At 66.5% G+C, this 14,592-nt stretch carries 15 protein-coding genes; 9 read left to right on the forward strand and 6 right to left on the reverse strand.

The window, feature by feature from the left end:
• Positions 1–58: 58 nt before the first annotated feature.
• From ACXPWS_RS02805 to ACXPWS_RS02830, 6 genes are all read left to right on the forward strand, one after another.
• Positions 59–844: a 2-keto-4-pentenoate hydratase gene (locus tag ACXPWS_RS02805; RefSeq protein WP_458710979.1), complete on the forward strand. Its 786-nt coding sequence runs from the start codon at positions 59–61 to the stop codon at positions 842–844.
• 12 nt (positions 845–856) lie between these two features.
• Positions 857–1,777, forward strand: a complete 921-nt coding sequence (locus ACXPWS_RS02810) for an acetaldehyde dehydrogenase (acetylating) (RefSeq protein ID WP_458710980.1) — start codon at positions 857–859, stop codon at positions 1,775–1,777.
• Positions 1,774–2,826 (forward strand): 4-hydroxy-2-oxovalerate aldolase, encoded by a 1,053-nt coding sequence (gene dmpG / locus ACXPWS_RS02815; RefSeq protein WP_458710981.1) that lies wholly within the window; start codon positions 1,774–1,776, stop codon positions 2,824–2,826. Before ACXPWS_RS02810 ends, dmpG begins: the two co-directional genes overlap by 4 nt.
• A gap of 96 nt (positions 2,827–2,922) precedes the next feature.
• On the forward strand, positions 2,923–3,909 hold the full coding sequence (locus ACXPWS_RS02820) for a permease (RefSeq protein ID WP_458710982.1): 987 nt from the start codon (positions 2,923–2,925) through the stop codon (positions 3,907–3,909).
• A complete protein-coding gene (locus tag ACXPWS_RS02825) occupies positions 3,906–4,574 on the forward strand; it encodes a TIGR03943 family putative permease subunit (protein WP_458710983.1) in 669 nt (222 codons plus the stop codon). Before ACXPWS_RS02820 ends, ACXPWS_RS02825 begins: the two co-directional genes overlap by 4 nt.
• Entirely contained in the window at positions 4,531–6,633 is a 2,103-nt protein-coding gene (locus ACXPWS_RS02830; protein WP_458710984.1) for a RecQ family ATP-dependent DNA helicase, read from the forward strand. The genes ACXPWS_RS02825 and ACXPWS_RS02830 overlap by 44 nt, the downstream gene beginning before the upstream one ends.
• Here ACXPWS_RS02830 and ACXPWS_RS02835 read toward each other — a convergent pair.
• Together ACXPWS_RS02835 and ACXPWS_RS02840 are read right to left on the reverse strand one after the other, a co-directional pair.
• On the reverse strand, positions 6,595–7,275 hold the full coding sequence (locus tag ACXPWS_RS02835; RefSeq protein ID WP_458710985.1) for a GNAT family N-acetyltransferase: 681 nt from the start codon (positions 7,273–7,275) through the stop codon (positions 6,595–6,597). The genes ACXPWS_RS02830 and ACXPWS_RS02835 overlap by 39 nt on opposite strands.
• A 71-nt stretch (positions 7,276–7,346) precedes the next feature.
• Positions 7,347–8,279 (reverse strand): IclR family transcriptional regulator, encoded by a 933-nt coding sequence (locus ACXPWS_RS02840; RefSeq protein WP_458710986.1) that lies wholly within the window; start codon positions 8,277–8,279, stop codon positions 7,347–7,349.
• Between the two features lie 101 nt (positions 8,280–8,380).
• Between ACXPWS_RS02840 and ACXPWS_RS02845 the strand changes: the two genes are divergently transcribed.
• Genes ACXPWS_RS02845 through ACXPWS_RS02855 form a run of 3 tightly spaced genes read left to right on the forward strand, consistent with a single transcriptional unit; the run spans position 8,381 to position 11,435 of the window.
• Positions 8,381–9,508, forward strand: coding sequence for a hypothetical protein (locus tag ACXPWS_RS02845; RefSeq protein ID WP_458710987.1), 1,128 nt, complete (start codon positions 8,381–8,383; stop codon positions 9,506–9,508).
• Positions 9,509–9,510: 2 nt separating this feature from the next.
• Complete coding sequence (locus ACXPWS_RS02850) at positions 9,511–10,293, forward strand: SDR family oxidoreductase (protein ID WP_458710988.1); 783 nt, start codon at positions 9,511–9,513, stop codon at positions 10,291–10,293.
• Positions 10,293–11,435: a sulfotransferase family protein gene (locus tag ACXPWS_RS02855; RefSeq protein ID WP_458710989.1), complete on the forward strand. Its 1,143-nt coding sequence runs from the start codon at positions 10,293–10,295 to the stop codon at positions 11,433–11,435. The genes ACXPWS_RS02850 and ACXPWS_RS02855 overlap by 1 nt, the downstream gene beginning before the upstream one ends.
• A gap of 1 nt (position 11,436) precedes the next feature.
• On the opposite strand, the gene ACXPWS_RS02860 is transcribed toward ACXPWS_RS02855, so the two are convergent.
• The 4 genes from ACXPWS_RS02860 to ACXPWS_RS02875 form a co-directional block, all read right to left on the reverse strand.
• A complete protein-coding gene (locus tag ACXPWS_RS02860; RefSeq protein ID WP_458710990.1) occupies positions 11,437–12,093 on the reverse strand; it encodes a sensor domain-containing protein in 657 nt (218 codons plus the stop codon).
• Positions 12,083–12,601, reverse strand: coding sequence for a hypothetical protein (locus ACXPWS_RS02865; RefSeq protein WP_458710991.1), 519 nt, complete (start codon positions 12,599–12,601; stop codon positions 12,083–12,085). The genes ACXPWS_RS02860 and ACXPWS_RS02865 overlap by 11 nt, the downstream gene beginning before the upstream one ends.
• Positions 12,598–13,746 carry a Rieske 2Fe-2S domain-containing protein gene (locus tag ACXPWS_RS02870; RefSeq protein WP_458710992.1) on the reverse strand — a complete coding sequence of 383 codons (1,149 nt, stop codon included), beginning with the start codon at positions 13,744–13,746 and terminating at the stop codon, positions 12,598–12,600. Before ACXPWS_RS02870 ends, ACXPWS_RS02865 begins: the two co-directional genes overlap by 4 nt.
• A 167-nt stretch (positions 13,747–13,913) precedes the next feature.
• Positions 13,914–14,531, reverse strand: coding sequence for a hypothetical protein (locus tag ACXPWS_RS02875; protein ID WP_458710993.1), 618 nt, complete (start codon positions 14,529–14,531; stop codon positions 13,914–13,916).
• Between the last annotated feature and the right edge of the window lie 61 nt (positions 14,532–14,592).

A 14,592-nucleotide genomic window follows, 5' to 3' on the forward strand; every position in this document is an offset into this window, starting at 1 on the left:
AATTGCCCGGCCGGTGGACAACTGTGCCGGTCAAAGATGCGAGGGGAATTCACCTAGAATGCTGAGTGCGCAGGTCCGCGACGAGCTCGCGGCCGATCTCGCCCAAGCCGAGCGCAGCCGGATCCCCACCACCCCGCTGACCGGCCGTTACGCCGACATCGACGTGGTGGATGCCTATGAGATCCAGCTGATCAACATCAGGCAGCGGGTCGCCGAAGGTGCCCGGGTGATCGGGCACAAGGTGGGCCTGTCGTCGGAGGCCATGCAGCAGATGATGGGCGTCGACGAGCCCGACTACGGCCATCTGCTCGCTGACATGGAGGTCTTCCAGGACGTCCCGGTGCCCGTCGGGCGGTTCTTGTACCCGCGCGTCGAGGTCGAGGTGGGATTCGTGCTGGCCGATGACCTGCCAGGGGCGGGCTGCACCGAGGACGACGTGCTCGCCGCCACCGCCGCGTTTGCGCCGTCGATCGAGCTAATCGACACCCGCATCACCGACTGGAAGATCAAGTTGTGCGACACGATCGCCGACAACGCATCCTCGGCCGGCTGGGTACTCGGGTCGGAACGGGTGTCGCCCAAGGACATTGACATCAAGAACATAAGCGCTGTGCTCAAACGCAACGGCGAGGTGGTAGCGGAGGGCCGCAGCGACGCCGTCCTGGGCAATCCAGTGACATCGGTGGCGTGGCTGGCCCGCAAGGTGGACAGCTTCGGTGTGCGTCTGAAGGCCGGTGACATCGTGCTGCCGGGCGCCTGCATGCGTGCGATAGATGCACGTCCGGGTGACGATTTCGTAGCAGATTTCGACGGACTAGGTTCAGTCCGACTCAGTTTCGAGTAAGGGAGCCAAGGTATGGCTGATAAGGCGTCAGTGGCGATTGTCGGGTCGGGCAATATCAGTACCGATCTGTTGTACAAGTTGTTGCGCTCGCAGTGGCTGGAACCGCGGTGGATGATCGGGATCGATCCGGAGTCCGAGGGCTTGGCCAGGGCCCGCAAGTTGGGCCTGGAGACCAGCCATGAGGGCGTGGATTGGCTTCTGGCGCAAAGCGAATTGCCGGATCTGGTGTTCGAGGCCACCAGCGCCTACGTGCATCGCGATGCCGCGCCGCGTTACGCCGAAGCCGGGATCCGGGCGATCGATTTGACCCCGGCCGCCGTCGGGCCCGGGGTGATCCCGCCGGCGAATCTGCGTGCCCATCTGGATGCGCCGAACGTCAACATGGTCACCTGCGGTGGGCAGGCCACCATCCCGATGGTCTACGCCGTCTCCCGGGTGGTGGATGTGCCCTACGCCGAGATCGTGGCCTCGGTGTCCAGCGCGTCGGCCGGTCCGGGCACCCGGGCCAACATCGACGAGTTCACCAAGACCACCAGTGCCGGTGTGCAGCACATCGGTGGCGCCGCCAAGGGTAAGGCGATCATCATCCTCAACCCGGCCGAGCCGCCGATGATCATGCGCGACACCATCTTCTGCGCCATCCCCGAGGACGCCGACCACGATGCCATCACCGCCTCGATCAAGGAGGTCGTGGCGCAGGTGCAAACCTACGTGCCGGGCTACCGGCTGCTCAACGAGCCCCAGTTCGACGGTCCGTCGGTGTACAACGGCGGCCACCACCTGGTCACCACATTCGTCGAAGTGGAGGGTGCCGGGGACTACCTGCCGCCGTACGCTGGAAATCTGGACATCATGACCGCCGCGGCCACCAAGGTGGGCGAAGAGATCGCCAAAGAACGCGTGACCGCCGCGGCCGGAGGAGCACAGGCATGAGTACCGCAGACATCTTCTTCAACCCGATCTGGGACGTCCGGATGACCGACACGTCACTGCGCGACGGGTCCCATCACAAACGCCACCAGTTCACCAAAGACGAGGTCGGCTCGATCGTCGCGGCCTTGGATGCTGCCGGGGTGCCGGTCATCGAGGTCACCCACGGCGACGGACTGGGCGGCTCGTCGTTCAATTACGGGTTCTCCAAAACCCCCGAGCAGGAACTGATCAAGCTCGCGGCCGAGACGGCCAAAGAGGCCAAGATCGCCTTCCTCATGCTGCCCGGGGTGGGCACCAAGGAAGACATCAAGGAAGCCCAGAACAACGGTGGCTCCATCTGCCGGATCGCCACCCACTGCACCGAGGCCGACGTCTCGATCCAGCACTTCGGGCTGGCCCGCGAACTCGGTCTGGAGACCGTCGGGTTCCTGATGATGAGCCACACCATCTCCCCGGAGAAGCTCGCCGCCCAAGCCCGCATCATGGCCGATGCCGGCTGCCAGTGCGTCTATGTCGTGGATTCGGCGGGCGCACTGGTGCTCGACGCGGTCGCCGACCGGGTCGCCGCACTGGTCGCCGAACTCGGCGATGACGCCCAGGTGGGCTTTCACGGCCACGAGAACCTGGGCCTGGGGGTCGCCAATTCCATCGAGGCGGTGCGTGCCGGGGCCAAGCAGATCGACGGCTCCTGCCGCCGGTTCGGTGCCGGTGCCGGTAACGCCCCGGTCGAGGCGCTGATCGGGGTGTTCGACAAGATCGGTGTGAAGACCGGTATCGATTTCTTCGATATCGCCGACGCCGCCGAAGAGGTGGTCGCCCCCGCCATGCCCGCCGAGTGCCTGCTCGACCGCAACGCCCTGATCATGGGCTACTCCGGGGTGTACTCCAGCTTTCTCAAGCACGCCATCCGCCAATCCGAACGCTACGGCGTTCCCGCACACCAACTGCTGCACCGCGCCGGCCAACGCAAACTGATCGGCGGCCAGGAAGACCAGCTCATCGACATCGCGTTGGAGATCAAACGCGAGCAGGAAGCCGCGAACGCCTGATCCCGCCCAAACTCACCTTCGGGCCGAAAAGTTCGAGAAGAGCCCGGCATAACGTCGATTTGGGTGACTGTCAGCCACTCCGGGCAAGATAGGCGCATGCCCACCACTGCGACAGCGCGCCGCCGCGTGGGCTCCCTGGAGTTCCTGCTGGTCGGCCTCATCGTGCTGGCCCTGTCCGCGGGTGCGGTCAGCGGCGTGCTGGCGACCCATCCCCGGCTGGCGGCGGCGGCCACCATCTTCTGCGGGGTGTTCGTCCAGGCGTTGCCGTTCCTGGTGTTGGGCGTCATCGTCAGCGGTCTCGTGGCGGCCTTCGTGACCGCCGAGCGGTTACAGCGCTGGCTGCCACGCCGGCCGGGGCTCGCGGTGGCCGCTGCGGGTGTCGCGGGGGCCGCGCTGCCGGGCTGCGAGTGCGGCTCGGTCCCGGTGGCGCGCCGGTTGTTCAGCGGCGGGACCGGTGGTGCGGCGTTGACCTTCATGCTGTCCGCGCCCGCGATCAACCCGGTGGTGCTGACCGCCACGGCGGTGGCCTTTCCCGGTCAGCCGCAGATGGTGGTGGCACGGTGCGCCGCATCGCTACTCACTGCGGTGGCGATGGGGCTGCTGTGGCAGCGCTGGGGCCGCACCGAGTGGGTGACCCGCAGTTTGCCGTCCCCGCACGATGATTGCGCTCCACGGTGGGCGGTGTTCACCGGGGCGGCCCGCCACGATTTCCTGCAGTCCGCGGGCTATCTGGTGATCGGCGCGGCCGCCGTGGCGCTGCTGCGCGCTTTCGTGCCTGCGTGGGTGTTCGAACACGTGGCGGGAAATCTGGTGGTCGGAATCCTCGCGATGGCGGTGCTGGCGGTGGTGCTGGCGCTGTGCTCGGAGGCCGACGCGTTCGTCGCGGCCGGGTTCACCATGCTGCCGCTGCTGCCCCGGCTGGTGTTCCTGGTGGTCGGGCCAGCCATCGACGTGAAGCTGTTCGCCATGCAGGTGGGCATGTTCGGCCGGGCCTTCGCGGTCCGGTTCGCCCCGCTGACCTTCGTGGTCGCCACGGCAGCGGCGACCGTGACCGGCCTGCTCGTGCTGGGTACGGCGACATGAGCAAGGTCACCCAGAACACTCTGGTGCTGCTGATCGGTCTGAGCGCGGGACTGCTGGTGGTGAAGGCCACCTACCTCAACTTCGTCAAACCCGGTCTGCTGCCGTGGCTGATCTCGGCCGCGGTGCTGCTGGTGGTGCTGGGGTTGGCCGGTTTCGTCGCCGACGCCCGGCACGGAGCCCCCGACCAGCATCACCACCACGGCACGATGGCCTGGTTACTGCTGATCCCGGTGGCGCTCACCGCTTTTGTGGCGGTACCCGCGATGGGCGTGGTCGGCGCGACGCCCGAGTCGCCGGCCGCCGCCCAGCCGCACATGCGGGCGTTCCCACCGCTGCCCGCCGACGGCTCGGTGTCGCTGCCGGAGATGCTGATGCGCGCGGCCGCCGACTCCTCTAAGAGCCTGGACAACCGAACGATCACGACCACGGGGTTCACCATGGGTACCGATCTGGCGCGGGTGGTCATCATCTGCTGCGCCGCGGATGCGCAGCTGGCCCGGATTCACTTGTCCGGCAACATGCCCGAACATCCCGACGACACCTGGCTGCGCGTCGAAGGCCGTGTGGTCCCGGGGACCTCGAACCCGTCCACCCACTTCATCCCCACGCTGGAGGTGACCCGTGCCATCCCAATCCCCAAGCCTGCCAACACCTACGCGTACTGACGCGCAGGCGATCCTGGAGCAGCTCGCCGGCCCCGAGGCGGTGCTGCGCGACGACCAATGGACCGCCATCGAGGCGCTGGTGGTGCAGCGCCGGCGTGCGCTCGTGGTGCAACGCACCGGCTGGGGAAAATCGGCGGTGTACTTCATCGCCGCCAAGCTGCTGCGGGCCGCGGGGCGAGGGCCGACGGTCATCGTGTCGCCGCTGCTGGCCCTGATGCGTAACCAGGTCGCGGCCGCGCAACGGGCCGGGGTGGCGGCCGCCACGATCAACTCCAGCAATGTCACCGAATGGCAAGACGTACACCAGCGGGTGACCGCCGGTGAACTGGATGTGCTGCTGGTCAGCCCGGAACGGTTGAACAACCCGGACTTTCGGGACACCGTGTTGCCTGCGCTGGCCGCCGACGCCGGGCTGGTGGTGGTCGACGAAGCGCACTGCGTCTCGGACTGGGGTCACGATTTCCGGCCCGACTACCGGAGGATCCGCACCCTGATCGGCGAATTGGGTTCCGACATACCGGTTCTGGCCACCACCGCGACCGCCAACGACCGGGTGGTCGACGATGTCGCCGCGCAGTTGGGTGTGGGTGGCACCGACACCGTCGTACTGCGTGGCGGTCTGGACCGCGAGTCGCTGCGGCTTTCGGTGGTACAGGCGGGCGGACCGGCGCAGCGCGCGGCATGGCTTGCCGCTCAACTGGAGTCCCTTCCGGGATCGGGCATCATCTACACGCTCACGGTGTCCCAGGCCCACGACATCGCCGCGCTGTTGCGCGAACGCGGCTTCCCGGTCGCGGCCTACACCGGGTCGACCGAGGCCGCCGAACGTGAGCAACTGGAGTCCGATCTGTTGGCCAACCGGGTCAAGGCGCTGATCGCGACCTCGGCGCTGGGCATGGGTTTCGACAAGCCGGACCTCGGTTTCGTGGTGCACCTGGGCGCACCGTCATCGCCCATCGCCTATTACCAACAGGTGGGCCGCGCCGGCCGTGCCACCGCCAGCGCGGAGGTGATCCTGCTACCCGGGCGGGAGGACGCCGACGTGTGGCGATACTTCGCCTCGGTGGCGTTCCCGTCGGAGGCGATGGTGCGCAAAGTGATCGGAGCACTGGAACCGGACCGGGCGCTGTCCACGGCGGCACTGGAGCCGCTGGTCGATCTCAACCGGTCCCGCCTGGAGATGGTGCTCAAGGTGCTCGACGTCGACGGTGCGGTCCGCCGGGTCAAAGGCGGCTGGATCAGCACCGGTCAGCCCTGGAGCTATGACGAACCGCGCTATCGCAAGCTGGAGGAAGCCCGGCAACGCGAACAGCAGGCGATGCTGGACTATCAGGCGACCTCCGGCTGCCGGATGGCGTTTCTGCGCCGTCAGCTCGATGATCCCGAGCTGACCGCCGACCACCGGTGCGGCCGCTGCGACAACTGCGCCGGAACCCGCTATCCGGCCACCGTGGACGCGACCGCCGCCGAGTCGGCCCGCGAACAGTTGATGCGGCCCGGGGTGGAACTCGCCCCGCGCAAACAGTGGCCGACCGGGCTCGCGTCATTGGGTGTCGAGCTGTCCGGCCGTATCGGTGACGGGCCGGAAACCGGCCGGGTGATCGGACGGCTGACCGACCTGGGCTGGGGGACCCGGCTGCGCAGGCAGCTCGGCGAGCCCGACGGTGAGGTGCCCGACGATCTGGTGCAGGCGGCCATCGCGGTGCTCAAGGCGTGGGATTGGCAGCACCGGCCCACCGCGGTGCTGGCCCTGGATTCGGCCACCCGGCCACGGTTGATCCAGTCGATGGCGGCCCGCCTTGCGCAGATCGGCAAGCTGACCGACCTCGGGGTGCTCCGGTACCGGCCCGAGCACCGGCCGGTCACCGCGGCCAATTCGGCCTACCGGGTGGCCGGACTGCGCGATGCATGGGAAGCGCCGGCCGGCATCGGCCCGGGACCGGTGCTGCTGGTCGACGATCTGGCCGACACCGGGTGGACGCTCACCATGGCGGCCCGGGTGGTGCGTCATGCCGGCGCCTCAGCGGTGCTGCCCTTCGCGCTGGCCGGGGTTCGGTGAGGCAAATCCCAGCTGGGTGGTGACCTCGGCGACACCGCGCATCTCAATATCGTTGCGGCGAACGGTGTTCCACGCCTTCCGGCTCATCGAGAACGCGAGCATGGTGTCGATCCGGTCGCGGCGGCTCTCCTGTGAGACACCGGACGGCGCATAGGGAAGTGACCGAGTGACGCCCAGAGATGCGGCATTGTCGTGCCATACACGGGTTTTCGCCTCGGTGGCGCCGAAACCTGCGAAGATCAGGTGCAACGCGGCCTGGCGCATCTCGCGCCCGAAACCGTGGCCCTGGTAGTCGCGGCCCAGCCACGAACCCGTGGTCACCGACCGCTGGGCCGGGAAATCATCGGCATGCACGGTACACACCCCGATCGTCTGCCCGCCGGTGACGACGGCCAGCGGAACATCCCAGTGTTCGGCACAGGTCTGCGCTCTGGTGCGCCAAAAGTACTGCAGCGTATTGCGTTCCAGCTGAGGTGATTTCGCATCGGTCCAGGGTTCGGTGAACGGCATGGTCGCCGGGTCGTGGATACCGCGGGCCGCCAGCCGCGCGAGTTCGGCTGCCAGCTCGTCGGTGATGTAGCGCAGCGTGAGGGTAGGCGTGCTCACCTCCAGGTCCCGCAGCGGCCAGATCGGATCGGTCATGGTGACCATCGCAGCACACCCGGCGGGCGCGGCGGAACCGATTTTCGCCACACCCACGCACCGGCCGGAAGTCAGGCCGGTTTCGACCCGCCCAGCTGGGCGGTCAGCGCGGCGGCGGTGCTCATCACCTCGTGGGCGCGTTCGGTGATCTCGCTGTCGGTGAGCGCGTGCCCGATCTGCAGCGAGACCACCATGACCTGGCGCCGGTGATGGTCGAACACCGGCGCGGCGATGACACTGATGTCGTGCCGGGCCCGTGGCCCCGACTCGCCACCGTCTGCGCTTCGCGCAAGCGGCTCATCGTCGGGCAGGTAGACGCGTTCGCCGATATCGGAGACCAATTCGCCCAGTAGGGCCCGCAATTCGTCGGGCAGTGTGCTCGACATCCCGGCCATCAGCGCATACAGCCGACGGCCGCCGGGTGTCAGTCGTTCCACCAGATAGCCGGTCCGCCGGCATTCGGAGATCACCCGTTCCAGGCGCTCGCTGTCGGTGCGCAGGGGAATGGTCGGTTCTTTGGCCAGCCATTCGCGTACGGCCTGTTCATCCCACAGCACGAACATCAGCCCGACGGGTGGGGCGAAGGGATAACTCTGCCCGACCCGCACCGACGGCGGGGTGCCGGTGGGGGCGACGAGTTCCAGCAGGGTGATGCGGTCGTCGACGACACCGGACAACGCAGCGGTCGCACTGAACTTCTCGCTGAGTCGTCCCAGTTCGGTGCGGGCGGCCGGGCTGACGCGCATCGATTCCTGGGCGGTGTGGCCGAGGGCGATCAACGCCGGCCCCAACCGGTATGTCTTGTCCGACGTTTCGCGCACCAGGTATCCGCTCTCGGCAAGGGTGGCGACGATTCCCAGGCAGGTGGGCTTGCTCAGACCCACCCTGCGAGCCAGCTCGGACAGTCCGAACCGGTCGTGTGGATGCCTGGCCAGGAATTCGAGGACCGCCACCACGCGCGCGGTGGGCGGTGAGGCGCGCCCCGCCGGTTCCGCGACCGTCATCGGCGCACCCCCATCGTTGACTCCAACTAGAACAGGTTCTAGTCTTAGGTCGGAAACTCTACCACTACGGTCCAATATTGGACCGCAAGGAACGGATAGGGATGTACACACAGCCTTTCCTGGATGCGGTCACCGAAGCCGAGAGCCTTGTCGCGGCCGCGCCATTCATCGAATCCGAAGCCGACCTGCTCGAAGGCCTGCAGTATCTGGCCGGCTGCATCGCGGCCTGCACACATGTGGCCTTCGACTACGACCGCGACCATCCGTTCCTGCACAGTGGAACCGGTCCGTTCACCAAGATGGGCCTGGACAACCCGGACACCATGTACTTCGGCACCAGGGTGCAGCCCGGCCACGAATATGTGGTGACCGGTCGCCGCGGCAGCACCACCGATGTCAGCTTCCAGTTGCTGGGCGGCGAGTACACCGATGAGGTCGTGCCCGACAGTGAGACGGCCTTCGACGACCGCAAGCTCGACATCGCGGCCGACGGCACCTTTGAATGGCGTTTCACGCCGGACAAACCCGCGCAGTTGGTGATCCGGGAGGTCTACAACGACTGGGCGGCGCAGCGCGGCACGTTCGCCATCGCCCGCACCGACACGGCCGGCACCGCCCCGCCGGCGCTGACCGGAGAACTGATCGAGAAGCGTTACGCGGTGGCGGGCAAGCAGCTGGTGCAGCGGGTCAAGACCTGGCTGCAGTTCCCCAAGTGGTTCTACGACAATCTGCCGGTCAACTCCCTGACCGCACCGCGACTGACGCCGGGCGGGCTGGCCACCCAGTACTCCTCGGTCGGGCATTACGAGCTCACGCCGGACCAGGCGATCGTCATCACCCTGCCGGTCACCGATGCGCCCTACCTCGGTTTCCAGCTGGGCAGCCTGTGGTACATCTCCTTGGACTACATCAACCACCAGACGTCGCTGAACGGGACTCAGGCACAGGCGGATCCGGATGGCAAGATCCGCATCGTGGTGTCCGACGCGAACCCCGGCGTGACCAACTGGTGTGAAACCCTGGGCCACGGCAAGGGGTATCTGCAATTCCGGTGGCAGCGGGTGTCGCGTGCCCTGACCGAAGCCGACGGCCCGACCCTGCAGGTCGTCGACCTGGCCGAGGTGCCCGGCGTACTGCCGTACTACGAATCGAACAAGATCTCCGACGACGACTGGCGGGCGCGGATCGCGCTGCGCCAGAAGCTGATCGGCGAGAGAATGGTGGGTTGACAATGAGTGACTTGCTGACCGGCAAGGTGGTCGTCATCAGTGGTGTGGGTCCGGCGCTGGGCACCACGCTGGCCCGGCGCTGCGCGGAGGCCGGCGCGGACCTGGTGCTGGCCGCCCGCACCGTGGAGCGGCTGGAAGAGGTCTCCGCCCAGGTGACCGCGCTGGGCCGGCGTGCGCTGGCGGTCGGCACCGATATCACCGATGCGGCGCAGGTCGACAATCTGGTGGCTACCTCGATAGCGGAGTTCGGCAAGGTCGACGTCCTGATCAACAACGCGTTCCGGGTGCCGTCGATGAAACCGTTCGCCAAGACCAGTTTCGACCACATCCGTGACACGATCGAGCTGACCGTGCTCGGTGCGTTGCGGCTGATCCAGGGTTTCACCCCCGCACTCACCGAGTCGAAAGGTTCGGTGGTCAACGTCAACTCGATGGTGGTTCGGCATTCCGACCCCAAACAGGGCGCGTACAAGATGGCCAAGTCGGCGCTGCTGGCGATGTCGCAGTCACTTGCCAGTGAGCTCGGTGAGGCCGGCATCCGGGTGAATTCCGTTCTCCCTGGCTATATCTGGGGCGGCACGCTGCAGAGCTATTTCGAGCACCAGGCCGGCAAGTACGGCACCACGGTGGACGAGATCTACAAGGCGGCGGCCGCCAACAGTGATCTGAAGAAGCTGCCGACCGAAGACGAGGTGGCCTCGGCCATCCTGTTCATGGCCAGCGACCTGTCCAGTGGCATCACCGGGCAGACGCTGGATGTCAACTGCGGAGAGTACAAGTTCTGATGACTCGCACAAACGTCGGCACCGTCGAGGACCTGCACGCATCGGCCGTGAAAGCCTGCGGCCTGGATGATTTCGGCTCCGATGACGACAACTACAAAGAGGCGCTGAGCGTCCTGCTGGAGTCCTATCAGCGCGACGCCGATCTGACCGAGTTCGGCAGCAAGATGCAGCGCTTCTTCGTGCGTAACGCGCTGGTGGCCCGGCTGGTGTCGGAGGCTGCGTTCAAGCAGTTCCCGCAGCACGCCGACGTGCCGATCGAGCGGCCGATCTTCGTGACCGGGCTGCCGCGCACCGGGACGACGGTGATCCACCGCCTGCTCACCGCCGATCCGCGGCACCAGGGTCTGGAACTGTGGCTCGCCGAGTTCCCGCAGCCGCGCCCGCCGCGCGAAACCTGGTCGCAGAATCCGGTGTTCCAGCAACTCGACGCGCAGTTCAGCAAGGCACACGAGGAGAATCCGGACTACACCGGGCTGCACTACATGACCGCCGATGAGGTCGAGGAATGCTGGCAACTGCTGCGTCAGTCGCTGCATTCGGTGTCGTATGAGACGCTGGCTCACATCCCCACCTATTCGCGGTGGCTGGCACGGCAGGACTGGACCAAGTCCTATCAGCGGCACCGGCGCAATCTGCAGTTGATCGGTCTGAATGAGCCCGAGAAACGCTGGGTGCTCAAGAATCCCAGTCACCTGTTCGCGCTCGATGCGTTGTTCGCCACGTATCCCGACGCGCTGGTGGTGCAGTGTCACCGGCCCGCCGAGACCATCATGGCCTCGATGTGTTCACTGGCCCAGCACACCACCGAGGGCTGGTCGAACAGCTTCTCCGGCAAGGTGATCGGCGAGGACTCACTGGAGACCTGGTCGCGTGGTCTGGAACTGTTCGACGCCGAACGGGCCAAACACGACCCGGCCCAGTTCTGTGATGTCGACTACTTCGAGTTCATCAAGGACCCGGTCGGTGCTGTGGAGGGCATCTACCGCACCTTCGGCATCGACGTCACCGACGATGCCCGCCAGGCGATCTCGGACAGCCACGAGCAGAGCAAGAAGGGGCCGCGCGCGCCGAAGCACACCTACTCACTGGCCGACTACGGTTTGACCGCCGACCAGGTCAAGGAGAGGTTCGCCGGGCTCTGAGTCAGGCCTTGCTGTTGGCAAGTGCCTCAATGCGTTTCAGCGCATCGCGGGCCAGTGCGGTGACGTTGTAACCGCCGACCGGACCGCAGGTGGTGATCTCGATGGCGGCGTTGTGCGCGGCGGCCAGTGCGTTGTCGCACGCCCAGTCCGCAGCGTGGAACGACCATGCCGCGATGTGCGGTGAACCCGGGTCGGTGCCGCCCATCGCGAAGTGGTACTCGCGGCCTTTCATGTCGGTGACCGTGAACGGGGTGCGACATTTCTCCAGCGTTGCCCTGGCGCCGGCGACCGCCGATTTGGCGTCGAAGTCGGCCGGGTACACGGCGACGATCTCCTCGACGTAAGCCGTCCGCCCGTCGTTGGTCACCCAGTGCCCACCATCGGTGGCCGCCGGGTGGTGTTCGGCGATCAGGGGAGCGTCCTTCTCCTGCGCCACCGCGGCACAGGTATCGGGAGTGACGGTGACGAACCGGTTGCCGTCTTTGTCGCTTTGAGCCCGCTTGCTCAGCAGATCGGCGACCTGGCCCGCAAGAATCGGACCCACCTGGGGAGCCGATCGCGACTGGGCCGAATCGAGGACCCGGGTACACCCGGTCAGCGCCACGGCCAGCGCGCACATCAGGACGGCGACGGCCCGGGCCAGGTGACTAGCCGTCACCCGGCGACGGCGCGCTCGACACTTCCTCCAGGCAGCCTTCCGCGACGGCATGCCTGATGCTATCCGTCAGCTTCGGGCAGGACCGTGCTCGGGCGGGATCCTCACCCGCCGCGCGCAGCTCACTGAACACCGCACAGCGCCGCGTCGCCTCGCTGCTCCATTGCACCGAGGTGTGCTCGGGTCCGAGCTTCTTGACCTGCACTGCGACGTGGCAGAACCGGCAGTCCACCGACACCAGCCCCGAGGTCAGGTAGCGGTCCCGATCCCGCGCGGTGCCCTCGCGGACGGACGCGGCGCGGCGCGGATCGTTGGCGAAATCGGGTGCTTTGGACCACGAGCCGGATGCCGGGCCGTGACCGGTGGCGTGCTCGTCGTCATCGTGACCGAGCAATTGCAGCATGGACCGGGCCAGACGGTCGACGTCGGCGGGGCCGACAGTCGGGCCCGGGTCTGGGCCGACAGGCGGCGTGCCGTCGGGCGTCTGGGCCCGATCCTTGCTGGTGCTCATTGGGTCGGTTGGGCCTGCGTTTCGCTCTGCCGTTTGAGGTTGTCCTCGACTTCGATATGCCACTTCTCGTTGGCGGCCGTGGTGTCGACCTCCATCTCGAAACGATCGGTCATATCCGGGGTGACATCGGCGGCGTCGACATAGAACTGCTGGTACCAGCGGCGCATCTGATACACCGCGCCGTCCTCCTCGACCAGCAGGGGGTTGTCGATGCGGGTCTTGTGCTTCCAGATCTCCACGTCCTGCAGGAAACCCTTGCTCACACCCTCGGTGAACACTCGCGCCAGCTTGTCGGTGGTCTTCTCGTCCAGACCCTTGGGCTTCTCGACGATGACTCCCCACTGCAGGACGAACGAATCCTGGCTGACCGGGTAGTGGCAGTTGATCAGGATCGATTCGGCCTTGAAGCCGCCGTAATTGTTGTGCAGCCAGTTGATCATGAACGACGGACCGAAGTACGAGGCCTCCGAGTCGAGATGCGCCTCACCGTAGGAGGTGCCCAGGTCGTTGATGTCCGCGCGCCCGACGTTGTGCAGGTACTGGCTGGCGATGTGGCCCTCGAAGACGTTCTTGAAGTACGTCGGCAACCCGAAATGGATGTAGAAGAAGTGCGCCATGTCGGTGACGTTGTCGATGATCTCGCGGCAGTTGGAGCCTTCGATCAGCATGGTGTTCCAGCGCCACTCGGTCCAGTCGTCGGAGCCGAACTCGGGGATGTCCGGGATCCGGACCTCGGGTGTCGGTGCGTTGCCCTCATGGTCGTGCCAGACGAACAGCAGGCCGGCGCGCACATCGGTGGTCCAGGCGCGGGTGCGGGCGAGTCGTGGGGTGCGCTTGGCGTAGGGGACGAGCTTGCACTTGCCGTCACCGCCCCAGCGCCAGTCGTGGAACGGGCAGGCGACGGTGTCGCCCTTCACGGTGCCCTTCGACAGATCGCCACCCATGTGCCGGCAGTACCCGTCCAGGATCTTGATCTCACCCTGGGAGTCGGCGAACACCACGAGTTTGGTGCCGAACGCCTCGACGGAATGCGGCTCGCCGTCCAGGTAGTCCTTCACCGGTCCCAGGCAGTGCCAACCGCGCGCAAAGCGGTCCGGCAGCGCGCCGGTGTCGATCTCGCGGATCGCGGCAGATTCGGTACTCACGGTGGGCCTCCCGTATCGGTCTTCCTAACTAGAACACGTTACAGTTTTGGTCCTCGTTAGCGCAATGCATGGATGCCCACCTGCGGTATATGTGAACCATGCCTCTTTGTGAGTTCGGGGCCGTACCCCGTGGTGGATCCGACCGCGTTCATCGCGCCGACCGGGGCTCAGGGCCCGGTAGCCAGCCCGGTCCGCAGTGCGATCGCCTGCATCTTGCCGATGGCGTTGACGAATCGGTCGGTGGTGGCATCGCCGATGGCACTCTGGAACTCCAGTCGCACCAGCGCCCGGTCCACGGTGAAGAACATCAGCGTGACCGACTTGTCCTCTTCGGGTTTGGCACCCTTGATCACCACGCCACCGGCACCCACCGGGACGGGTTGTGGCGTCCCGCCTGCCACCAACGACGGCAGCGTCGTCACGGCCTGCTTCAACGTCGCCGCGGCGGTGGCGGCATCCGGATAGATCAGGACCACGCTGCTGATCGCGCGGTCGTCCTTGTCGTTGACGAAGAACGCGCTTGCGCCGGGCACACCGTCGGGCTGTGACTGCACGGACTGCTGGTGGAAGGTGTCCTCGCCGTCACTCAGGTCGGCGGCGGTGATCAGCAGGCGTTGGTAGTCCGGGGCGGCTTTCGCCGGCGATGTCGGTGTCGTGGTCGTCGATGACGACGGCTGTGCCGGGAAGCCGGGAAGGCTGGTCGCGGCCGGTGTGCCGCCGTTGGTGCCGGCACAGCCGCTGACCACGAACGCGATCAGGACAGTGGGAAAGATGAAACGCAGCAAAGTGATCTGTTGACTCTTGAGAACGAGGGATCGAATGTCTCCCAAAACGCTACGCGAAGGC

The sequence above is a fragment of the Mycobacterium sp. BMJ-28 genome (assembly GCF_054404835.1).